We start from the raw sequence: 20,599 nt of genomic DNA on the forward strand, positions 1-20,599 counted from the left end.
GACCGGCAGGGAGGCATGGCGGCCCTCTACGCGCCGAGCCTGTCCCGCTCGGCGAGCCGCCATGCGCGCGGCGTCATGCCGGTGTGGCGCAGGAAGAAGCGGGAGAAATAGGCAGGATCGGCAAAGCCGAGGCGGAAGCTGATCTCCTGCACGCTGGCGCGGGTGAAGACCAGTTCGCGCCTCGCCTCGCCAACAAGCTTTCGTGAGATGATCTCGTGGGCGCTGAGGCCGATGATGGCGCGTGTGATGCGGTTAAGGTGGGTCGGCGACAGGCCAAGTTCGCGGGCATAGGCTGCGGCTGGCCAATGCGAGCGGTGGTGCTGCTGCAGGAGCGCCTGGAAGCGCTGGACCCGCTGTTCGTTTTCGCTATCGGCCGTATCGTCCCGCTCGTCGCTTGCCTCGTCGAGCCGCGCCGTCAGCGTCAGGGCCGAGGTCAGATAGGCATCCAAAAGGTCGGCGCGATTGCTGCGGTTGGTTTCCCACTCCCGGGCCAGGCGGGTGAGGGTTGCCGCGATATAGGCCGCATCCTCGCGGTCGTCGAGCCGGGTCAGATGCGGGCTGGCCAGCCATGCACCGAGACGGCTGCGTTCACCGGGAGATGTCTTGAGATGCGAAGCCAGGATGGTGAAGACGAAGCCGTCAATGTCGCGTGAGAAGCGGAAGCCGTGGCTGAGCGCCGGTGGAACCATGATCACGGCCGGGGGCTCTATGGCATACACCGTGTCGCCAAAGACGGCGTCGCCGGAACCAGCGGCAATGTACAAGATCTGAAAGAAGCTCTCGTGGCGATGCAGCCCGATCTCCCAATGATAGAGGCTGCTGCGTGATGGTATCGTCTCGCAATGCAGCCAGAAATCCGGCCGCTCGCCGATCCTTTCGCCATAGAGGTCATAGGTCGGAACCGTCCTCTTCATCTCACGTACCCCAAAGCCATGTTCGATTTGTGCAATTTCATGGCGGATTTGTCCATTGAGAGCGACGTCCGCTCGGCGCAGATTTTGCCAAAAGACAATTCTGCCAAAAGACAATTCTGGAGGAGAGCATGCGCACCAAGGTCGTCATCATCGGGTCAGGGCCATCCGGGCTTTTGCTTGGGCAATTGCTGAGGGAAGCCGGCATCGACAACGTCATTCTCGACCGCGTCAGCAAGGATTATATCCTCGGCCGCGTGCGCGCCGGCGTGCTGGAGGAGGGGACGGTCGGCCTGATGGATCGCGCCAGGGCCGGCGCACGAATGCACAAGGAGGGACTTCCGCATGTCGGCTTCTCGCTTGCCTTCGACGGTCGTGACCACCGCATCGATCTCAAGCATCTGACCGGTGGCAAGCGCGTCATGGTCTATGGCCAGACGGAACTGACGCGTGATCTGATGGAACATCGCGAGCGATCGGGTGCGACGACGATTTACGAGGCGGGCAATGTCGAACCGCATGACTTCGACGGCCATCGGCCCTACGTCACTTTCGAGAAGGATGGCTCGACGCAGCGTGTCGATTGCGACTTCATTGCCGGCTGCGACGGCTTTCACGGTGTCAGCCGCAAGTCGGTCCCCGAAAAGGCGCTCCGCACTTTCGAGAAGGTCTATCCCTTCGGCTGGCTCGGCATTCTGGCCGACGTGCCGCCCGTCGATCATGAACTCATCTACGCCAACCATCCCCGCGGTTTCGCACTCTGCTCGATGCGCTCGCAGACGCGCAGCCGCTACTACATTCAATGCTCCGTGAGCGAAAGGATCGAGGATTGGTCCGACGAACGTTTCTGGGACGAGTTGCGCCGGCGGCTGCCGCAGCACCATGCCGAAGCGATGGTGACCGGTCCTTCCTTCGAAAAGTCGATCGCGCCGCTGCGCTCCTTCGTCGCCGAGCCGATGCGCTTCGGTCGTTTGTTCCTGGTTGGGGATGCCGCGCATATCGTGCCGCCGACCGGGGCGAAAGGGCTAAACCTCGCGGCCAGCGACGTGCACTATCTCTTCGAAGGGCTGCTCGAGCATTATCAGGATCGCTCGAATGCTGGGATCGATGCCTATTCGGCACGGGCGCTCGCGCGTGTCTGGAAGGCGGTGCGGTTCTCCTGGTGGATGACCTCCATGCTGCATCGTTTCCCGGACACCGGCGATTTCGACCAGCGGATCCAGGAAGCCGAGCTCGACTACCTCACCCACTCGGTTGCCGCCGAGACGGTGCTGGCCGAGAACTATGTCGGATTGCCTTACTGAGAAGAGATGGCGCGCTCGGGCCATTCGCCTCTGAGCAGTCCGTAGATTGCTGTGTCCCAACGGGCATCCCCGACCTTGGCCGAGGACCGGCGGACGCCTTCCTCGCGAAAGCCGAGACTGCGGTACGTGCGGATCGCCGCCTCGTTGAAGGTGTAGACGTTGAGTTCCAGTCGCTCGAAAGAGGGATTGGCGAAGAATAGCGCGGTCACCTCACGCAGAAACGGCCGGGCGAGGCCGCGACCGCGCAGGGCCGGGTTAATGGCAACCCGGCTGAGGCGGCCGACACCGTGCTGCCAATCAAGCGCGACCTGTGCATGGCCGGCGAGCTTGCCGTCGACCAGGCCGGCGAACATCAACCGTTCAGGCTCGGCAGCTTTGGTTTCCGCAAGCATCGCCTTGATGTGTGCGGCTTGCAGTGGAAAGGAGAGACCAGGGCCGCCCCATTGCACCAGCGCTTCCAGGCTCGAAAACCAATCGAGCATCTCGGGAATGTGCGCTTCGGAAAATGCGTCAACGAGGAGGGGAACGGTCGGCATGGATCACCAATTCTGTCTGGATCGCAATCTCGGTTGCAGGCCGAAGCTTGTAAAGCCGCGAAATCCGGCAGGCAGCCGCGCGCAGTCTCAGATTGCATCCATCGCCAGCCGCATATCATGAACCGTGGCGCGGGTCGCCTCGACATAGGCGTCGACCAGGTGACGGTTTTTCGTATCGCGCAGCCAGCAGAGGCTGAGATCCGATGCGATGCTGGGGAGGAAAGGTTTGATCGTCAGCCGGTCGCGCTGGCCAAAGGTGAATACCGGATCGACGATGGCGATCCCCAGTCCATTGGCGACCATTTCACATACCGCCGGCGCAAGGGTGGCATCCATGATGTAGTTCAGGCGGGTGCCGTAGCTATCGAGTGTGCTTTCGATCTTCTGCCGGATGCGGTTGTCCGCGGCAAAGCCGATATAGGGTTCGCCGTGGATGTCGCCGGGCACGATCTCCTGTTTCTCAGCGAAGCGATGATCGCGCGGCGCGATGCAGACGAGGTCTCCGCCGCGGAGCGGAACGCACTCGATATAGGGGTTGTCCGTATTGCGGTTGATCAGGCCAATATCCACCTGCTTGGACAGAAGCCATTCGACGATGAACTGCGAACTGCGGATCACCACCGAGATGTAGGCATCGCCGTGCCGGGCGAGAAAGCGCTTGTTGGTGTGGCTGATGAAGAGGCCCGAAAGCGCCGGCATCACGCCGACCGAGATCTGCCCGAGTTCCTCGCGCCGGATCAGGTCGACGGCACGCTCGATTTGCTTGATGCCGGCAAACACTCGATCGATTTCCTTGTAGAGCCGCATCCCATGCTCTGAAGGAATGAGCCGCCCCTTGATGCGGTCGAAGAGTTCAAGTTCCGTATCTTCTTCGAGATGCGCCAGGAGCTTACTCACCGCGGGCTGCGAGATATGCAGGACTTCCGCGGCACGGCTGACGGTGCCGCATTCGATCACGGCTTTGAGAGCCTCGATTTGTCGCAGGTTCGGTGCACGCTTCATTCCATAACTTCTCACAGGGCCGACCTGCCTTCACCCTAGCTTTGCGCGCAGAGGTTGACAATCGAGCGCCTCGAGATCCCCGCAAAATATAGCCCTTCGCGGTTCCGGCTTAGATGTCGAGCTATAACCTTTTGGAATGGATGCAGGCTCAAAAACAATTAGACGGCTCAAATTTGCTGCGCCTATCTATAGGCAGGCTGCAGCCGGATCGCTCCGGTTGCGCGATTGGCGACAGGACCGGAAGCGCGCGCATGCGCGCCCCGGCGCCATCAAGTCACGCTGGGAGACGAGCGGAGGAACAATGGTATTCGGGCAGAAAATCAATCGCAGGAACGCGCTCAAGCTGCTGGGCGCAGGTGGCGCTGTCGCCCAAGGCCGGTGAGGCGATCTGCGTCGCTGCGCCCGGAAGCGTGTTCGGCAGGCGAACCGGGTGTCGCCAACCGGGTGAAGGGGCGACCAGGCTCATTTCGTCCGGCAACGCTTCAATAGAAACGACGTCTCGACGGCGGGCGGCGCCCGCCACCGACTATCAAATGGAATGGAAACGACATGCGTGTAGGTATCGCGGGTGCTGGCTCTATTGCCTTCGGCACTGCCGCCCTTCTGGAAAAGCTCGGGCACAAGGCAACGCTCTGGTCGCCGTCTGGCACGGGAACACTGGCACTTGCCGCGGGAGAAAGCCTGACGGCCGAAGGTGCCGTTGAAGGCACCTTCCTTCCGGCAGTTGCGGAAAGCGCGGAAGATCTGGTCAGCGATGCGGATGCGATCCTCATCGCGCTGCCGGCCTACGGCCACCGCTTCGTGCTGGATGCGATCGCGCCGCATCTGACGGCCGGGCAGGTCGTGATCTTCAGTTCGCATACCTCGTTCGGAGCGCTTTATCTTTCGTCGCTGCTTGCGGCGCGCGGTATCACCGTGCCGATCGTTGCCTGGGGCACGACGATCGTCAGCGGCCGGAAGCTCGGCCCGGCGGTGGTGCACGTAAATACGATTCGCAAGCAGGTTGACCTGGCGACCGTTCCCACATCGGAGAGTGCGCGCGGGCATGCGGTCTGCACGGCGCTGTTCGGCGAACATTTCGTCGACCGCGGCAGCCTGCTGGCGATCGCCCTTTCAAACCTGAACCCGCAAAATCACCTCGGCATCGCGCTCGGCAACATGTCGCGCATGGAGCGCGGCGAAAGCTGGGTGCAGGCGCAAAACGTTACCCCCAACATCGGCCGCCTTCTGGAGACGCTTGATCGCGAGCGCCTGGCCATAGCCGAGAAGCTGGACCTGAAGGTTCGCGACATCTTCCAGCATTTCCACCTGTCATTCCATGTGCCCGTCAGCACCATCTCGCAGATGAACCAGGAAATGTACCAGGCCGGAAACAACGGCACCGGTCCTGCGACAGCGGACAGCCGCTACGTGACGGAAGATGTCCCCTTCGGCTTGGTGGTCACGGCGCAGCTCGCGCGCCTCGCCGGCTGCCCGGCGATCCTGCATGAATCAGGCATCCGCATCTTCTCGGCCATGTATGGCCGAGACTTCGAAGGCGAGAACGATCTCCTGCCTGAACTGGGCCTCGAGCGACTGGGTCTCGAAGGTCTCGATGCCCTCTGCCGCACCGGCTTTCCGCCCATTACCGCTGCCGATCGAGCCGAGGGACGTGCCTGAATGGACGAACGCTTTCTGTCTCATCTTCGTTTCGAACTCGAGGGCCTGAAGACGGCCGGGCTTTACAAGTCCGAGCGCGTCATCACCTCGAAGCAGGCGGGCGAGATCGCGGTCGCCTCGGGCGACCGGGTGCTCAACTTCTGCGCCAACAACTATCTCGGCCTGGCCGACAACGAGGCGCTCGCCGAGGCCGGCAAGACGGCGCTCGACCGCTACGGCTACGGCATGGCGTCGGTGCGCTTCATCTGCGGCACCCAGGAGGAGCATAAGCAGCTCGAGGCGCGCATCTCCTCCTTCCTCGGCATGGAAGACACGATCCTCTATTCCTCCTGCTTCGATGCCAATGGCGGCCTGTTCGAGACGCTGCTTGGCGAAGAGGACGCGATCATCTCCGACGCGCTCAACCATGCCTCGATCATCGATGGCGTGCGCCTCTCCAAGGCCAAGCGCTTCCGCTATGCCAACAACGACATGGCGGCGCTCGAGGAGGAACTGAAGAAGGCCGACGGCAGCCGTTTCAAGCTGATCGCCACCGACGGCGTGTTCTCGATGGACGGCATCATCGCCAATCTCAAAGGGGTCTGCGACCTCGCCGACAAATACGGCGCCATGGTCATGGTCGACGACAGCCACGCGGTCGGTTTCGTCGGCAGGAATGGCCGCGGCTCGGCCGAGCACTGCGGCGTCGAGGGCCGGATCGACATCATCACCGGCACGCTCGGCAAGGCGCTCGGCGGCGCCTCCGGCGGTTACACCGCGGCCAAGGCCGAAGTGGTCGACTGGCTCAGGCAGCGCTCGCGCCCCTATCTGTTCTCCAACACGCTGGCGCCGGTGATCGCGGCGGCCTCGCTCAAGGTCTTCGACCTGATCGAGAACGGCGCTGCGCTGCGCGCGCGGCTCTATGCCAATGCGGCGCTGTTCCGCACCGAGATGTCGAAACTCGGCTTCACGCTTGCCGGCGAGGGGCATCCGATCATTCCTGTCATGCTCGGCGATGCCGCACTCGCCCAGGAGATGGCGGCCCGCATGCTGCAGAAGGGCGTCTATGTCATCGGCTTCTCCTTCCCGGTGGTGCCGAAGGGGCAGGCGCGCATCCGCACGCAGATGTCGGCGGCGCACAGCGACAACGACGTGCGCCGGGCGATCGCCGCCTTCGAAGAGGTCGGCCGCGCGCTCGGGGTGATCTGAAGGAGGGACCGATGACGAAGATGATGAAGGCGCTGGTCAAGTCGAAGCCGGAAGAGGGCCTGTGGATGGAGCGCGTGCCGGTGCCGGAGATCGGCCCGAACGACGTCTTGATCAAGGTCAAGAAATCGGCGATCTGCGGCACCGATGTGCACATCTGGAACTGGGACCAGTGGGCGCAGAAGACGATACCGGTGCCGATGGTCGTCGGCCATGAGTTCATGGGCGAGATTGCCGCGGTCGGCTCGGCCGTCACCAAGTACCATGTCGGCGAACGGGTGTCGGGCGAGGGGCATATCGTCTGCGGCAAGTGCCGCAACTGCCGCGCCGGCCGCGGGCATTTGTGCCGCAACACGCTCGGCGTCGGCGTCAACCGGCCGGGTTCGTTCGGCGAGTTCGTCTGCCTGCCGGAATACAACGTCGTGCCGATCCCGGACGACGTGCCCGATGAGATCGCCGCGATCTTCGACCCGTTCGGCAATGCCGTGCACACGGCGCTGTCCTTCGATCTCGTCGGCGAGGACGTGCTCGTCACCGGCGCCGGGCCGATCGGCATCATGGGAGCGCTGGTCGCCAAGCGCTCCGGCGCCCGCAAGGTGGTCATCACCGACATCAACCCGACACGGCTGGCGCTCGCGAGAAGCGTCGGCATCGACTACGTCGTCGACGCCTCGAAGGAAAACCTTGCCGACGTGATGAAGGCGATCGGCATGACCGAGGGGTTCGACGTCGGGCTGGAGATGTCCGGTGCGGCCCCGGCCTTCCGCGACATGATCGACAAGATGAACAATGGCGGCAAGATCGCCATCCTCGGCATCGCGCCGGCCGGCTTCGAGATCGACTGGAACAAGGTGATCTTCAAGATGCTGAACCTCAAGGGCATCTATGGCCGCGAGATGTTCGAGACCTGGTACAAGATGATCGCCTTCGTGCAAGGCGGCCTCGACCTGTCTCCGGTCATCACCCACCGCATCACGATCGACGAATTCCGCGACGGTTTCGAGGCCATGCGCTCCGGCAACTCCGGCAAGGTCGTCATGGACTGGTGAGCAGGCGCTCAAAGAACCCAACGAGAAAAATTGTCTTTTGTCACTAGAACTAAGAATGCGTTTTATGCACTATTGATAAATCAGCATGCAAGGAGCGCATGATAGCCCATGGAAGTTCGCGATCTCGAGGCCTTTCTCGCCGTTATGTCGACGGGCAGCATTACCGGTGCCGCTCGCCTTCTCGACCGCTCGCAGTCGCAGGTGACGCGTCTGATCCAGGACCTGGAGACGTCGCTCGGCTTCGCGCTGTTCGAGCGCAATGGCCCGAGGATCGCGCCGACCGACAAGGGCATTGCCTTCCATGAGGATGCGGAGCGTTTCGTGAGCGGCATCGGCCATCTGCGCAACCGCGCCAAGGCAATCGCTGACAAGGAGCCCGAGCCGATCGAGATCGCCGCGACTCCGGCGTTCGCCAGCGGCATCATTCCGATCGCGCTCGCAGAACTGCCAGAGCATCTGCTGCCGCACACGATCAATCTTCGCAGCATGCCGGCCGAGGCTGCCGTTCAGTCGGTGTTCGCCCGCACGGCGGATTTCTGCGTGACCTCGCTGCCGGCAGACCAGCCGGGCCTGGAGGTACAAGGGTTCTTCGAAGGCCGTTGCGTGGCTGCAGTTGCGCCGCACGATCCGCTGGCTGCCAAGGACGTGATCTCGATCGCCGATCTTGCCGGGCGCACGCTCGTCACCATGTCCAACCCCTTTCGGCTCCGCCACAGCGTCGATGAAGCACTCGATGCAGCCGGGGTGCGGCCCAATCGGATCATCGCGACCAACGCGGCCAACAACGCCGTGCAGATCGCATCACTCGGCCTTGGCGTGGCGATCATCGAGCCGGCGACGGCCTACGGCCTGCAATCGGCGTCCATCGTCGTTCGGCCGCTCGATGTCGAGATCCCCTTCCTGTGGGCGATCCTGTCGGCAGGTTCGCGCCCGCTCTCCGCCGGCGTCCGGGAACTCATTCGACTGATAGCGCGGATCGCCTCGGAGCGGATGCCGGATCTTAGTGCCCACGATCCCAAGCAGATGGCGCGTATCGCCGAAAGGAGCTTTGCCGGCAGGAAGGCCGGCATCGGTGCGCTGCCGGATAACCCGGCGGCGGAATAAAGGGGAGCAAAAGCTCTAAACGCTCACACGGAATTGAGCCTGCTAAAATGAGGAGAATGAGATGAACAATTTTGACGTAACCCGCCGATCGGCAATGAAGCTGCTGGCGGCTGGGGCCGGCGTGCTTGCTGCGCCTTCGATCCTTCGCCCGGCTTTCGCACAGAGCAAGGTCGTCAACATCACGACCTATGACAAGTTCGTACCGCAGTCCTTCATCGACCAGTTCCAGAAGGATACCGGTATCGAGGTGCGCATTCGGCTGACCGACGACCAGGGAAAGCAGTACAACCTCCTGACCGCGGAGGGGGCCGCACCTTCCACCGACATCGTGACCGTGACCGGACACCGTCTCTCACAGTTCATGAAGTCGAACCTCTTGGCGACGCTCGACACCGGGCGGCTGAAGAACTGGGACAAGCTCGCCGCCGCCTACAAGGGCGCGCCGCAGCTGACCGTCGACGGTAAGACCTTCGGCGTGCCGCTGCTTGCCGGCTTCGAGGGCCTTGTGCGCAACACCGAATACGCCAAGGCCTCCGACAGCTGGAGCATCATGTTCGATGACGAGAACAAGAACCTGACGTCCTATATCGTCAGCGACTTCCTCTCGATCGTCATGCGCTACCAGGGCAACGACGGCGACTACGTGACCTATGGCGACAAGCCGGATGTCGCGCAGGCCGCAACGAACCAGGCCCGCGATTTCCTCATCCAGCACAAGGACAAGGTTCGCAAGTATTACGATGCCGGCTCCGAGCTGCAGCAGATGTTCGTCAACGAGGACATCTACCTGGCGCAGGCCTGGTCCGGGCCGGCCGCCAAGCTCGTCATGGACGGACATCCGATCGAAATCTCGGTGCCGAAGGAAGGCACCTTCGGCTTCCTTTATTCGTTCAACATCGTCAACAACGCACCGAACGCTGACGCGGCCTACACCTTCCTCGACGCCATCCTGTCTTCGCCGGAGATCGGCGCTGCGATGACTCGCCAGTCCGGCTTCTCGTCGGCCTTCGAAGGCGTCGACAAGGTGCTGGACGACAAGGAGCGTGCCGCGCTGTCGCTGCCGCCCGAGCAGGTCGAACGCATCCAGTTCTTCAGCTCGGTCAACCGCGACATGAAGAACGAGATGATCGACAAGGCCGCCGCCGAGATCAAGGCAGCCTGACGTCTGAACCCGGGCGATCGGCTGCGGCCGGTCGCCTTTAAAAAAAATGACTCTTCCAGAGCCGGGAACAAAGAGAATGCTGGATACGACAACACAACCGCCACCCGTCGGTTTGTCGATGGTGCCGCGCTATGCCGGTTGGATCGGCAGGACGGCGCGTTCGGGGCTTTATCGCCATACAATCGGACTTCTGGTCGAAAGCCGGCGCGTGCGTCTCGCCGTGCTCGCCGGCGTGCCACTTGTCTGGATCGCCATGCTGCATATCGGCCCGATCCTGCAGATGGCCAATATCAGCCTTCTTGCCAACTACCCGCCGCAGCCGGACAAAAGCAGCGAATATACGCTTGCGAACTATGCGCTGTTCTTTTCCGACCGGCTCTATTTCCTGCCCTTCGTCCGCAGCCTGATCTTTGCCGCTGTGGTGACGATCTCGACGTTGGTGATTGTCTACCCCGTTGCCTACTACGTGGCGAAGGTGGTGCAGCCGAAGAACCGGATGCGGGCCCTGTTGTTGCTGCTCATACCCTTCTGGGCCGGTGAACTGATCCGCACCTTCTCGGTCATCATGCTGCTTGCCAATCGCGGGGCGCTGAACGTGCTCCTGCGCGAGTTCGGCTTCATCGACCGGCCGATCCCGATGCTCTACACCTTCTTTTCACTGAGCTTCGGCGTCATCTATCTGCTTGCGCTCTACATGCTCCTGCCGCTCTATTCGGCGATCGAGAAGATCCCGACGCCGCTGATCCACGCAGCCGCCGACCTCGGCGCCGGCCCCCTCCAGCGGTTCCGCCGGGTCATCCTGCCGCTCTCCAAGGACGGCATCGTCTCCGGCTGCAGCCTCGTCTACCTGACGGCCGTCGGCGTCTTCGCAGCACCGCTGCTGCTCGGTGGCCCCAATGCGGTGATCTTTCCCGAGGTCATCGCGACCCTCTTCCACGGGTCGAACGACAAATGGCCGGAAGGTGCCGCCTTCTCGATGATCATGCTGGTGGTGTCGCTGACGACCGTCGGGCTGTTCATGCGGGTCGTCGGCGGCCGCTCCATCCGGCTGATGTGAGGGCGGACCGATGCGAAACTACTTCAACGACCTTCCGAAAACCGCGCTCGGCGCCTCCTACTGGATCTTCGCCGTCTATCTGGTCTTGCCGCTGACACTGATGACGGCGATGAGTTTCAAGGACGCGAACTTCATCGCCTTCCCGATCGGCAACTGGACGCTTTCCTGGTACGGCAAGGTGGTCCAGGACAAGCAGTTCCTCGAAGCCTCGCTCTATTCCATCGGCATCGCGCTTGCCACCACGGTCTCGGCGACGATCATCGGCGTCTGGATCGCGCTTCTCGTGTCGGCAGAAAACATCTGGGGCAAGGCGATGATCTTCGCGCTTGCCTGTCTGCCCGCCGTCGTGCCGGGGCTGATCAACGCGATCTCGATGCGCATCTTCATCCGTGCCGTTGACATTCCGACCGGATCCTTCGCAATCATCCTCGCACATACGGTTCATGCCGTGCCCTTTGTCGTCATCATGGTTTTGACGCGGCTGCGTTCGATGCCGGCCAATCTGGTGGACGCGGCGCGCGATCTCGGGGCCGACCCCTTCATCGCCTTCCTGCGCGTCACCATTCCCTATCTGATGCCGGCGCTCTTCGGCGGCATGATCTTCTGCGTGCTGACCAGCATCGACGACTTCGTCCGCACTTTCTTCCTCGGCGGCTACCAGCCGACGCTGCCAATGCTGATCTTCGCCAAGGTGCAAAGCGGCATGTCGCCGGAAATCAACGCCATGGCGACCATCGTGCTCGTCGTCACCACTGCCATCGGCCTTTACGCCGAGCATTTCACCCGCCGTTCCAGGAGCTGACGCGAATGCAACCTGTCGTCCATTTCAAGAACGTCAACAAGTCCTATGGGGCGCTGACCGCCGTCGATGATCTCGACCTTTCGATCGCGCCCGGCCAGTTCGTCACGCTGCTCGGCCCTTCCGGCTGCGGCAAGTCGACGACGCTACGCATGCTCGGCGGTTTCGATAGCCCGACGTCGGGGGAAATCTACCTCGAGGGCAAGCCGATTTCGCACCTGCCGCCGAACAAGCGCAACGTCAACATCGTCTTCCAGGATTATGCGCTCTTCCCGCACCTGACGGTCGGCCGCAACATCGCCTTCGGTCTGGAGCTGAAGGGCATGGAAAGTGCCGCGATCCACAGACGGGTCTCCGAGCTTCTCTCTCTTGTCTCGCTGGAGGACCATGCCGAGCGAATGCCGGCGCAGCTCTCCGGCGGACAGCGCCAGCGCGTGGCCTTGATGCGGGCGCTGGCGCCCGATCCGAACGTGCTGCTCCTCGACGAGCCGCTTTCGGCGCTCGACGCCAAGCTGCGCCAGCAGATGCAGATCGAGCTCAAGTCGATCCAAAAGAAGACGGGCAAGACCTTCATCTTCGTCACCCATGACCAGGAAGAGGCGCTCACCATGTCCGATGTCATCGTCGTGATGAACAAGGGCAGGATCGAGCAGATGGGTGGACCGGACGAGCTTTATGCCCGGCCACGCAGCCGTTTCGTCGCGAACTTCATCGGCCAGAGCAATTTTCTCGAGGGCACGGTCGTATCGGTTTCGGGCCGGGTCGCCGCGGTCGAGTGGCGCGGCAACGTCGTGAACGCGGACGTGAACGGCACGGCGCCGAGACCGGGAGACCATGTCACCCTGGCGCTGCGTCCGGAGGCGGTTTTCTGCTTGTCGCGCAAGCCCGAAGATCGCCCGTCGCTGAAGGCGCGTATCAACCAGCGCGTCTTCAAGGGCGCCCACACGTCGCTGACCGTCACGCTCGACAACGGGAGCATGCTCTCGGCGCAGATCGACCCCGTGGCACTTTCTCATGTCGAAGGAGACGACGTCTGGGTGGGTTGGCGCGACCGCGACGCCGTCCTGCTGGCGAAATGAAAGGGAGACCGGGGATGACCGACAGACACAAGCAGCGGCTTACCGAGCTCAATGCGCGCGTAAGGCAGGATCTGAGCTATCTCAACTATCCGCCGGCCAACTGGTCGAAGCCTGTGACGACGGCGGCGGGCGATGCCGTGAGCGACGTGGTGGTGATCGGCGGCGGTATGTGCGGGCTCGTTGCTTGGCATGCGCTCACGCGCGCCGGCATTGTCAATCTGCGCATCGTCGATCGTGCGCCGAAGGGTTTCGAGGGGCCCTGGGTGACCTATGCGCGCATGGAGACGCTGCGCTCGCCGAAGAACCTTCTCGGCCCCGCGCTGGGAATTGCCTCGCTCAGCTTTCGCGCCTGGTTCACTGCACTTAATGGCGAAGCGGAATGGGATCAACTGTTCCGTATTCCGCGGCCGATGTGGATGGATTACCTGCGCTGGTATCGCGAGGTCATGGATGTTCCGGTCGAAAACGACACCCATGTCACCCGCATCGTGCCGCGTACCGACGGTTTGCTGGAGCTTGAAATCGAAGGCGGCGCGAAGCCTGCGATCATCACCCGCAAGCTGGTGATGGCGACCGGCCGCGACGGGCTCGGTGAGCCGACCATTCCCGACTTCGTCAGGGGAATGGAGCGGCACCGGTCCTGGGCGCATTCGGCCGACGGCATCGACTTCGTTCGTGTGAAGGGCAAGCGTGTTGTCGTGATCGGCGTCGGCGCTTCGGCGGTGGACAATGCGGCGGAGGCCCTGGAGCAGGGGGCAGGAGAGGTGCGGCTTCTCGCCCGCCGCAAGGAAATGCCGACCGTCAACAAGCTGATGGGCATCGGCTCCTATGGCGTCACCGCAGGCTTTGCCGAGATTTCTCCGGAATGGCGCTGGCGGCTGATGGACTATGCGGCGAAACAGCAGACACCGGCGCCGCACAATTCGACGCTGCGTGTCAGCCGGCATCCGAACGCCTACTTCCATTTCGGCTGCGGTATCCGCTCGATGAAGGAGGAGGGCAGCGAGGTCGTCATCACCACCACCAACGGTCGCATCTTCCGCACCGATTTCGTCATCCTCGGCACCGGCTTCTCGATCGATCCGCTGAGCCGCAGCGAGCTTGCCCCCTACCAGCACCAGATCGCCTGCTGGGAGGATCGCTACGCGCCGCCGCCGGGCGAAGAAAACCCGGGGCTCGGGCGCTTTCCCTGGCTGAATGCGGATTTCTCCTTCACCGAGAAGGAGCCCGGAACGGCACCCTGGCTGAAGGACATCCATTGCTTCAACTACGGTGCCTCGGTCAGCGTCGGCAAGGTCAGCGGCGACATCCCCGCCATCAGTGAAGGCGCCCTCTGGCTGGCGCGCGGGGTTGCCGCCTCGCTCTTCATCCGCGACGTCGACTACCATTGGGAAGCGCTGATCGCCTACGAAAAGCCGGAGCTCGACGGGACCGAATGGGTGGATGCGGATGCGCCGACGCCGGCGCAGAAAACGGCATGAACCTCATTTCAGATAGCTGGAAAGAAAACCAATGACCTCACCATCGACAAATGACGTGATCGACACCGTGCTCGGGCTTGGTCGCTTTCCCGACCTGCAGGAACTGCGCGAACAACGGGCGAAACTGAAACACTTGAGCCAGACGAGCTATCAGGCAGCCCTTCGCCCGGCCGAGCCCCGCAACTTCTCCTATGCGCTGAGGGCGGCGCTTGCCGCGCGTATGGCGGCACTCTGGAAGTCGCAGGAACTTGCCGCGCATTTCCGGGCGCTGCTCGAACGCGAGGAGGAGGGTTCCGGATTGGCGTCGATTGCCGATCCTGGCAACGGCACCGAAGATCCCCGCCTTCAGGCGATTCTCGCCCATGTCGATCTGGTCACGCTTTCACCAAAAGAGGCGACACGCGCCCATATCGAAAAGCTTCTTGCGGCCGGCCTCGACGATCGGGACATCGTCACGCTCGCCGGGCTTATCGCCTTTGTGAACTATCAAGTGCTGGTGGTGGCTGGCCTCAAGATGCTGAGGGATAACTGACATGTCAAAAGCCGTGCACGAATTCACCGTCGAAGCGCTCGACTGGAAGCCCTACGTCAAGCCGGTCGATATCGATACGGCGACAGCCGAACAGCTCGACGCGCTGAAGATTACGCCTTCCAACAAGAAGATCTCGGACTATGTGCTGGTTCTTGCCAACGAGCCCGAAACCTTGAAGGAGCGCACGCCGCTCTTCAACGACATCATGTATAGCGAGGGCGGCCTCTCCCGCGGCGGTCGCGAGATTGGTGCGCTTGCCGCGTCCTTCGTCAACCGCTGCATCTACTGCGCTTCGGTTCATGCCGCGCGTTACATCCAGCTCGAAAAGCGGCCGGAGGTGGTGGACGAGATCTATGGCAGCGGCCTCGACGCGAACCTGCCGGAGTTCGAGCAGGCGCTGTTCAATTTCGGCGTCGACCTGACCGCCCACCCGGACAATGTCGGCGCCTACCAGTTCTACCATCTGCGCGAGATCGGTCTCGACGACCTCCAGATCCTCGATCTCATCCATGCGGTCGCGATCTTCGGCTGGGCCAACCGACTGATGCATACGCTCGGCGAACCCCACCGGCTGGATTGAGTGAAACACGCGCCTCGCGACCATACTGCGGTGACAATCCGCCCCTTCGACATCGCGCATCGCGACGTGCTCCGCATCGCGCTGCCGATGATGGTCGCCTATCTGTCGAGCCCGCTGGTCGGGCTCGTCGCAACCGGTGTCATCGGCCAGCTGCGTGACGAGACCCTGATCGGCGGCGTAGCACTTTCCACCGTCATCTTCGACGTCATCTTCGTCACTTTCAATTTTCTGCGCGGCGCGACCACGGGCTTTACCGCCCAGGCGCTCGGCGCCGGTGACCGACGCGAAGAGCAGCGCATGCTCGCAAGCGGGCTTGTCATCGCGCTGGTGGCGGGGGCGGCGCTGCTTCTGCTTCAAAAGCCGATCGGCGCGCTCGGTCTTGCCGCAATGGGAGCGGAGGGGAAAGTGGCCGAGGCGGCCGCCACCTATTTCGCCTGGCGCGTGTGGTCGGCGCCCTTCGTTCTGTTCAATTTCGTGGTCTTCGGCTGGATCATCGGGCGCGGCGAAGCGCTCTGGGGCATGATCCTGCAAACCCTGCTCAATGCACTGAACGCCGGCTTGAGTGTCCATTGGGTCCTCGGCCTTGGCTGGGGCGTGGCGGGCGTTGCTGCCGCTTCGTTGGTGGCAGAGGCTGTCACGGCGCTGGCGGGGCTCTATCTCATCTGGACAAAGACCGACCGGACCGCCTGGAACCTGCCGGATCTTACCGCCTTTCGCCGCGCCTTCTCAGTTAACGGCGACATGATGATCCGGTCCTTCGCGCTTCTGATCGGGCTCTCCTTCTTCACCCGCCAGAGCGGTATGCTCGGCATCGAGATCCTCGCGGCCAATACGATCCTGCTGCGGTTCTATTTCTTCGGTGTCGCCTTTCTCGACGGGGTGGCAACGGCGGCGGAGCAACTGGCGGGGCGTGCCGTCGGCGCGCGCTACCGGCCGGCCTTTGACCGGGCTGTCGGCTTGACCACGATATGGGGCTTCATCTTTGCCGGGATCGTCGCGCTATCACTGCTTGCGGCCGGCGACTGGGTGATCGGCATCACCGCCCCGACGGAGAGCGTGTCCGCGCTTGCGCATACCTACCTGCCCTATGTCGCGGCTCTCCCGATCTTCGGCATCGTCGCCTTCCAGATGGACGGTGTCTATATCGGGGCTACATGGTCGAAACAGATGCGAAACCTGATGGTCGCGTCACTGGCGATCTATTTTGCCGCCTGGGCGATCCTGCAGCCCGTGTTCGGCAATGACGGCTTGTGGATCGCGCTGATCCTGTTCCAAAGCGCCCGCAGCGTCGCCTTCCGCCTGATGCTGCCGCGGCTCGCCGACCGCACGTTTTCGACAGCAATGCAATGACCGGGCTTCAGCGTTCGACTATGCCCAGTCTCGGGTCGACGGCAACAGGGGCAGGGCCAGCGGATTGGTGTGATGCCCGTCAATCAGCTCTGCCAGGAGAAGCGCTGTTGTCGGCCCCAGGGTAAAGCCCTGGTGCCCATGGCCGAAATGGAACCAAAGGCCCTTGTGCCGAGTGGGCCCGACGACGGGTAACATGTCGGGCATGCAGGGGCGCGTGCCCGACCACGGCGTTGCTTCAACGGGCTCGCGCAGCGTGAAGAGTTCGCGGGCGGCGCTGACGGCGTGCCGTATCTGCCGCGACGCCGGCGGGGTGCCGAGCGGCGCCAGGTGCGCGCCGGTCAAGACCCGCCACCCCGCGTTCATCGGGGCGATGAGGGCGGCGCTATCGACGTCCAGCATCGAGATGCGAGGGCCGTCCTCGCCCGCAAAGTGCCAGTGATAGCCGCGTTTGAGCACCATGGGGACACGATAGCCGAAGCGCGCCAAGAGCACCGGTGACCACGGCCCCAGGGCGACGACCGCGTTTTCAGCCGTGACGTCGCCGTCCTCCGCCCGGACCCGCCAGCCGACGCCCGTCTGCTGCAGGGACATGGCGTCGCCCCGGGCGACTTTCCCGCCACGGGCGACGAAGAGCGCGGCGTAGCGCGCGACCAGCTCGCCGGGATCGCGGCAGGTCCAGGGCGAGGTCCAGTGGACCGCCCCCGCCAGCCGGCTTTTCAGGGCAGGCTCGCTTGCCGCAAGTTCGTCGGACGTGAGCACGGCCGACGGCACGCCGTAATCACGCTTGAGGCGCGAAGCGGTCGCGGCAGCTGCGTCGAGTTTCGCGCGTGAACGGTAGACGGCGCGCCAGCCCTGGCGAACAATCAGGTCATCGGCTTTGGCAGGCTCGACGAAGCGCGCGTGGTCGTCGCTCGCCCTCAGCGCCAGCTTCGAATAGGCCGCAATGGTTCTCGCATAGGGCGTGGGTGCCGATTGCGTGAAATAGCGCCAAAGCGGTCCCGCCAGGTGCGGCATGTCGCCGAGCCGCCAGTCCGTATCGTTGCCGCGCTTCAGAGCGACCCTGATGATTTCGGCAAGCGAACGGGGGAAGGCATAGGGTTCGACGGCCTCGGTCTGAATGATGCCGGCGTTGCCGTAGCTGGTTTCCCGGCCCGGCGCCTTGCGATCGACGAGCACCACCTCGTGCCCGGCCTCCTTTAAGGCGAGCGCGGTGGAGACGCCAACCATGCCGGCGCCGAGGACGATAGAGGTGGTCATTGTAGGTACCGAAGAAGGGGGTTTCAGAAAGTCAGGCGGGAGTTGTAGCCGACCACGAACTGGATGAAGCGCGACACGTCGACCATGTCGTCACCCTGATAGCGGATCGTGTAGCCGTCGGTGCGTTCGACGCCCTTGAGATAGGAGAGGTATTCGGCGGGAAGGCGGTTGCGAAAGACGATCTCAAGGACAGGGTTTTCCAGCTTGAACGGTTTGGCCGAGCCGGCTTTCGCCAGCGCCGACTTGACGCCCTCGCGGATGCGGCGATGGGCGACGGCGGGCGTCAACGTGATCGCCGATTGTGTACTGTAGACCTGCTTGACCGGCACCGTCACGATGTCGCCGATGCGCTCCCTGATCTCCTCCAGGGCGACGTTGTCGCCGGATGCGAGCAGCACCGGGACGCCGAAATGTCCGGCAATGGCGGCGTTGATGCCGGCCTCCGGCATGACGACGCCGTTGATCCGCACTTCGGCGAACGCCGTACCGCCGATCGTGTGCGACAGCACGCCGCCCAAATGGCTCGCTCCAGCATGGTAGCCGAGAAGCATGGCGCCGACGAAGGAGCCGAGTTCGACGCCCTGCATCATCATCAGCGGTCGCGGCCAGCTGCGCACGACCTGCACATAGTCGGGCAGACGGTCGATCAGAACGCTCTCGCCATTTCCGTGGGAATCGCTGAGGATGACTTCCTCTACACCTTCCTCATGCGCAGCCTCGCAGGCATGGACCACTGTGTCGGTCATCCAGCGCCGGGCGTTTTCGTATTCGAAACCTTCGGGCATCAGGTGGTCGCGGCTGACGACCCCGACGATCCCCTCGATGTCAGCGGAAATATAGATGCGCATTCCTGCCTCCCCCGGTCAGCCGCGCGTGGGCGCGGATAATGCATTTGACTTTCCGACGATAAACATAGTTTTATGATTAGAAAATATCTTTCTTGATAGGCGGAGGGCGAAAAATGAAACTTTTCATCGCGGGGCTGGACACCGAGACCAACACCTTCTCGCCAATGCAGACAGGCCTCGAGGCCTTCCGGGAAAACCTGATCGCCTATGGCGATGCTACCAGCAAACCACTCAACTGCTGCTCGTCCCAGATGTTCGTCTGGCGCAACGCCGCTGAGCGAAATCGCTGGAATGTGGTCGAGAGCCTGTGCGCCGTGGCCGAGCCCGGCGGCAGGACGACGCGGGCGGTCTATGAAAGCTTCCGCGCCACCATTCTCGACGATCTCAGGGCAGCGATGCCGGTTGACGCCGTCATGCTTGCCCTGCACGGCGCCTGCGTCGCCGACGGATACGACGATGTCGAAGGGGATCTGCTTGCGCATGTCCGGCAGGTGGTCGGACCGGATGTGCCGGTCGCGGCCGAACTTGATCTCCACTGCCATATCACCGACCGCATGCTCGCCAATGCGACCATGATTGCTACCTACAAGGAATACCCGCATACCGACATCGAGGAGGTTGCGGAGCAACTGTTCCGGCTGATGGAGCGCACGCTCGCGGGCGAAGTGAAGCCGACAATGGGCGTGCACGACTGCCGGATGATCAACACCTTCCATCCCCATCGCGCGCCGTTGCGCGGCATTGTCGATCGCATGAAGGCGATGGAGGGAGAGGAGGGTGTGCTGTCGGTCTCCTTTGGCCATGGCTTTCCCTGGGGCGACGTCGAAGATGTCGGCGCCAAGATGCTTGTTGTGACTGACAACGATCCGGAAAAGGCGACGCGTGTCGCCCGGTCCTTCGGCCGTGAAATTTTCGAGGCACGTGAAGACATGCGGGGAGACTATCTCGGCATCGACGCCGCTCTGGACCGGGCGGTGGCCGCGAAAGCAGGACCCGTCGTGCTCGCCGATGTCTCGGACAATGCGGGTGGGGGGGCTCCCGGAGACTCGACCTTCATCCTGCGTCGCATCATCGAGCGCCGCATCGAAGATGTGGCTTCCTGTCTCTACTGGGATCCGATTGCGGTGCGCATGTGCCGCGAGGCGGGAGAGGGTGCCACATTGGCGCTGAGGATCGGCGGCAAGGTCGGGCCGGCCTCCGGCAACCCGCTCGATCTGACGGTGACCGTCAGGCGCGTGGCGTCCGGCATCACCCAGCGCTTCGGCCCGACGCCGCTTGCCATCGGCGATGCCGTATGGGTCTCGTCCGGCAGCATCGACATCGTGCTCAACACCGTGCGCACCCAGACCTTCCATCCGGAATGCATGACGGCGCTGGGCCTGGACCCCGCACGGAAGAAGATCGTCGTGGTGAAATCCAGCAACCACTTCCGCGCCGGCTTCGAACCGATCGCGCGCGACATTCTCTATGTGAGCGCGCCCGGCGCCTTGCAGCCGACTTTCGAGGACCTGGCCTTCACCAAGCTGAAGCGCCCCTACTGGCCAAGGATCGCCAACCCGTTCGCCGAATAGGCGGATGGCAAAACGCTGCAAGTGGATGTGGGGCAGGCACTTGCCTTCGACACGATGTTGATTTCGGTCACGTATTATAGGAAATGGTTTTCCTATCATGCCAATCGGATTCTGTTTCGGGCGGGTGTAGACC

Annotated in this window: 19 protein-coding genes; 14 read left to right on the forward strand and 5 right to left on the reverse strand. The window is 62.9% G+C overall.

Features of this window, described 5'->3' with window-relative positions; genetic code table 11:
* Window positions 1–26 precede the first annotated feature (26 nt).
* The gene (locus tag ACQ5BM_RS28370; RefSeq protein WP_429818490.1) at window positions 27–914 is read right to left on the reverse strand and encodes a helix-turn-helix domain-containing protein; all 888 of its coding nucleotides are present in this window, start codon (window positions 912–914) and stop codon (window positions 27–29) included.
* Between the two features lie 128 nt (window positions 915–1,042).
* Here ACQ5BM_RS28370 and pobA point away from each other — a divergent pair, with 128 nt between their 5' ends.
* Window positions 1,043–2,215, forward strand: a complete 1,173-nt coding sequence (pobA, locus tag ACQ5BM_RS28375; RefSeq protein ID WP_429818493.1) for a 4-hydroxybenzoate 3-monooxygenase — start codon at window positions 1,043–1,045, stop codon at window positions 2,213–2,215.
* On the opposite strand, the gene ACQ5BM_RS28380 is transcribed toward pobA, so the two are convergent.
* Window positions 2,209–2,751: a GNAT family N-acetyltransferase gene (locus tag ACQ5BM_RS28380; protein WP_429818495.1), complete on the reverse strand. Its 543-nt coding sequence runs from the start codon at window positions 2,749–2,751 to the stop codon at window positions 2,209–2,211. The genes pobA and ACQ5BM_RS28380 overlap by 7 nt on opposite strands.
* Before the next feature lie 87 nt (window positions 2,752–2,838).
* Entirely contained in the window at window positions 2,839–3,753 is a 915-nt protein-coding gene (locus tag ACQ5BM_RS28385) for a LysR substrate-binding domain-containing protein (protein ID WP_429818497.1), read from the reverse strand.
* A gap of 549 nt (window positions 3,754–4,302) precedes the next feature.
* On the opposite strand from ACQ5BM_RS28385, the gene ACQ5BM_RS28390 reads away from it, so the two are divergent.
* From ACQ5BM_RS28390 to ACQ5BM_RS28445, 12 genes are all read left to right on the forward strand, one after another.
* A complete protein-coding gene (locus ACQ5BM_RS28390) occupies window positions 4,303–5,412 on the forward strand; it encodes an NAD/NADP octopine/nopaline dehydrogenase family protein (RefSeq protein ID WP_429818499.1) in 1,110 nt (369 codons plus the stop codon).
* Window positions 5,413–6,600: a glycine C-acetyltransferase gene (locus ACQ5BM_RS28395; protein WP_429818501.1), complete on the forward strand. Its 1,188-nt coding sequence runs from the start codon at window positions 5,413–5,415 to the stop codon at window positions 6,598–6,600.
* Between the two features lie 11 nt (window positions 6,601–6,611).
* Window positions 6,612–7,646 (forward strand): L-threonine 3-dehydrogenase, encoded by a 1,035-nt coding sequence (gene tdh, locus ACQ5BM_RS28400; protein WP_429818503.1) that lies wholly within the window; start codon window positions 6,612–6,614, stop codon window positions 7,644–7,646.
* Window positions 7,647–7,754: 108 nt separating this feature from the next.
* On the forward strand, window positions 7,755–8,750 hold the full coding sequence (locus ACQ5BM_RS28405) for a LysR family transcriptional regulator (protein WP_429818505.1): 996 nt from the start codon (window positions 7,755–7,757) through the stop codon (window positions 8,748–8,750).
* A gap of 61 nt (window positions 8,751–8,811) precedes the next feature.
* On the forward strand, window positions 8,812–9,912 hold the full coding sequence (locus tag ACQ5BM_RS28410) for an extracellular solute-binding protein (protein ID WP_334196962.1): 1,101 nt from the start codon (window positions 8,812–8,814) through the stop codon (window positions 9,910–9,912).
* A gap of 76 nt (window positions 9,913–9,988) precedes the next feature.
* Window positions 9,989–10,969 (forward strand): ABC transporter permease, encoded by a 981-nt coding sequence (locus ACQ5BM_RS28415; protein ID WP_429818507.1) that lies wholly within the window; start codon window positions 9,989–9,991, stop codon window positions 10,967–10,969.
* Between the two features lie 10 nt (window positions 10,970–10,979).
* Window positions 10,980–11,771: an ABC transporter permease gene (locus ACQ5BM_RS28420; protein WP_429818509.1), complete on the forward strand. Its 792-nt coding sequence runs from the start codon at window positions 10,980–10,982 to the stop codon at window positions 11,769–11,771.
* A 5-nt stretch (window positions 11,772–11,776) separates the two neighbouring features.
* Complete coding sequence (locus tag ACQ5BM_RS28425; RefSeq protein ID WP_429818511.1) at window positions 11,777–12,847, forward strand: ABC transporter ATP-binding protein; 1,071 nt, start codon at window positions 11,777–11,779, stop codon at window positions 12,845–12,847.
* 14 nt (window positions 12,848–12,861) lie between these two features.
* Window positions 12,862–14,328, forward strand: a complete 1,467-nt coding sequence (locus tag ACQ5BM_RS28430; RefSeq protein WP_429818513.1) for an NAD(P)-binding domain-containing protein — start codon at window positions 12,862–12,864, stop codon at window positions 14,326–14,328.
* A gap of 31 nt (window positions 14,329–14,359) precedes the next feature.
* Window positions 14,360–14,860, forward strand: a complete 501-nt coding sequence (locus ACQ5BM_RS28435) for a CMD domain-containing protein (RefSeq protein WP_429818515.1) — start codon at window positions 14,360–14,362, stop codon at window positions 14,858–14,860.
* Between the two features lies 1 nt (window position 14,861).
* Window positions 14,862–15,440 (forward strand): peroxidase-related enzyme, encoded by a 579-nt coding sequence (locus ACQ5BM_RS28440; protein WP_429818517.1) that lies wholly within the window; start codon window positions 14,862–14,864, stop codon window positions 15,438–15,440.
* Window positions 15,441–16,790, forward strand: coding sequence for an MATE family efflux transporter (locus ACQ5BM_RS28445; protein WP_429818520.1), 1,350 nt, complete (start codon window positions 15,441–15,443; stop codon window positions 16,788–16,790).
* 18 nt (window positions 16,791–16,808) lie between these two features.
* On the opposite strand, the gene ACQ5BM_RS28450 is transcribed toward ACQ5BM_RS28445, so the two are convergent.
* Both ACQ5BM_RS28450 and ACQ5BM_RS28455 read right to left on the reverse strand, forming a co-directional pair.
* The gene (locus tag ACQ5BM_RS28450; RefSeq protein WP_429818522.1) at window positions 16,809–18,047 is read right to left on the reverse strand and encodes an NAD(P)/FAD-dependent oxidoreductase; all 1,239 of its coding nucleotides are present in this window, start codon (window positions 18,045–18,047) and stop codon (window positions 16,809–16,811) included.
* Between the two features lie 23 nt (window positions 18,048–18,070).
* Entirely contained in the window at window positions 18,071–18,895 is an 825-nt protein-coding gene (locus tag ACQ5BM_RS28455; protein ID WP_429818523.1) for a M55 family metallopeptidase, read from the reverse strand.
* 113 nt (window positions 18,896–19,008) lie between these two features.
* On the opposite strand from ACQ5BM_RS28455, the gene ACQ5BM_RS28460 reads away from it, so the two are divergent.
* Window positions 19,009–20,466, forward strand: a complete 1,458-nt coding sequence (locus ACQ5BM_RS28460; protein ID WP_429818526.1) for a M81 family metallopeptidase — start codon at window positions 19,009–19,011, stop codon at window positions 20,464–20,466.
* Window positions 20,467–20,599: the final 133 nt, after the last annotated feature.

The organism is Ensifer sp. B1-9, from assembly GCF_050474445.1.
Taxonomy (GTDB): Bacteria; Pseudomonadota; Alphaproteobacteria; order Rhizobiales; family Rhizobiaceae; genus Ensifer.

Bases quoted from the DNA above. Each gene is read 5' to 3' on its own strand.
- ACQ5BM_RS28425 (WP_429818511.1), top strand. From the start codon at position 11,777: ATGCAACCTGTCGTCCATTTCAAGAACGTCAACAAGTCCTATGGGGCG.
- ACQ5BM_RS28430 (WP_429818513.1), top strand. From the start codon at position 12,862: ATGACCGACAGACACAAGCAGCGGCTTACCGAGCTCAATGCGCGCGTA.
- ACQ5BM_RS28405 (WP_429818505.1), top strand. From the start codon at position 7,755: ATGGAAGTTCGCGATCTCGAGGCCTTTCTCGCCGTTATGTCGACGGGC.
- ACQ5BM_RS28460 (WP_429818526.1), top strand. From the start codon at position 19,009: ATGAAACTTTTCATCGCGGGGCTGGACACCGAGACCAACACCTTCTCG.
- ACQ5BM_RS28455 (WP_429818523.1), bottom strand. From the start codon at position 18,895: ATGCGCATCTATATTTCCGCTGACATCGAGGGGATCGTCGGGGTCGTC.
- ACQ5BM_RS28415 (WP_429818507.1), top strand. From the start codon at position 9,989: ATGCTGGATACGACAACACAACCGCCACCCGTCGGTTTGTCGATGGTG.
- ACQ5BM_RS28450 (WP_429818522.1), bottom strand. From the start codon at position 18,047: ATGACCACCTCTATCGTCCTCGGCGCCGGCATGGTTGGCGTCTCCACC.
- ACQ5BM_RS28420 (WP_429818509.1), top strand. From the start codon at position 10,980: ATGCGAAACTACTTCAACGACCTTCCGAAAACCGCGCTCGGCGCCTCC.
- ACQ5BM_RS28440 (WP_429818517.1), top strand. From the start codon at position 14,862: ATGTCAAAAGCCGTGCACGAATTCACCGTCGAAGCGCTCGACTGGAAG.
- ACQ5BM_RS28410 (WP_334196962.1), top strand. From the start codon at position 8,812: ATGAACAATTTTGACGTAACCCGCCGATCGGCAATGAAGCTGCTGGCG.
- pobA (WP_429818493.1), top strand. From the start codon at position 1,043: ATGCGCACCAAGGTCGTCATCATCGGGTCAGGGCCATCCGGGCTTTTG.
- tdh (WP_429818503.1), top strand. From the start codon at position 6,612: ATGACGAAGATGATGAAGGCGCTGGTCAAGTCGAAGCCGGAAGAGGGC.
- ACQ5BM_RS28380 (WP_429818495.1), bottom strand. From the start codon at position 2,751: ATGCCGACCGTTCCCCTCCTCGTTGACGCATTTTCCGAAGCGCACATT.
- ACQ5BM_RS28390 (WP_429818499.1), top strand. From the start codon at position 4,303: ATGCGTGTAGGTATCGCGGGTGCTGGCTCTATTGCCTTCGGCACTGCC.
- ACQ5BM_RS28435 (WP_429818515.1), top strand. From the start codon at position 14,360: ATGACCTCACCATCGACAAATGACGTGATCGACACCGTGCTCGGGCTT.
- ACQ5BM_RS28385 (WP_429818497.1), bottom strand. From the start codon at position 3,753: ATGAAGCGTGCACCGAACCTGCGACAAATCGAGGCTCTCAAAGCCGTG.
- ACQ5BM_RS28395 (WP_429818501.1), top strand. From the start codon at position 5,413: ATGGACGAACGCTTTCTGTCTCATCTTCGTTTCGAACTCGAGGGCCTG.
- ACQ5BM_RS28370 (WP_429818490.1), bottom strand. From the start codon at position 914: ATGAAGAGGACGGTTCCGACCTATGACCTCTATGGCGAAAGGATCGGC.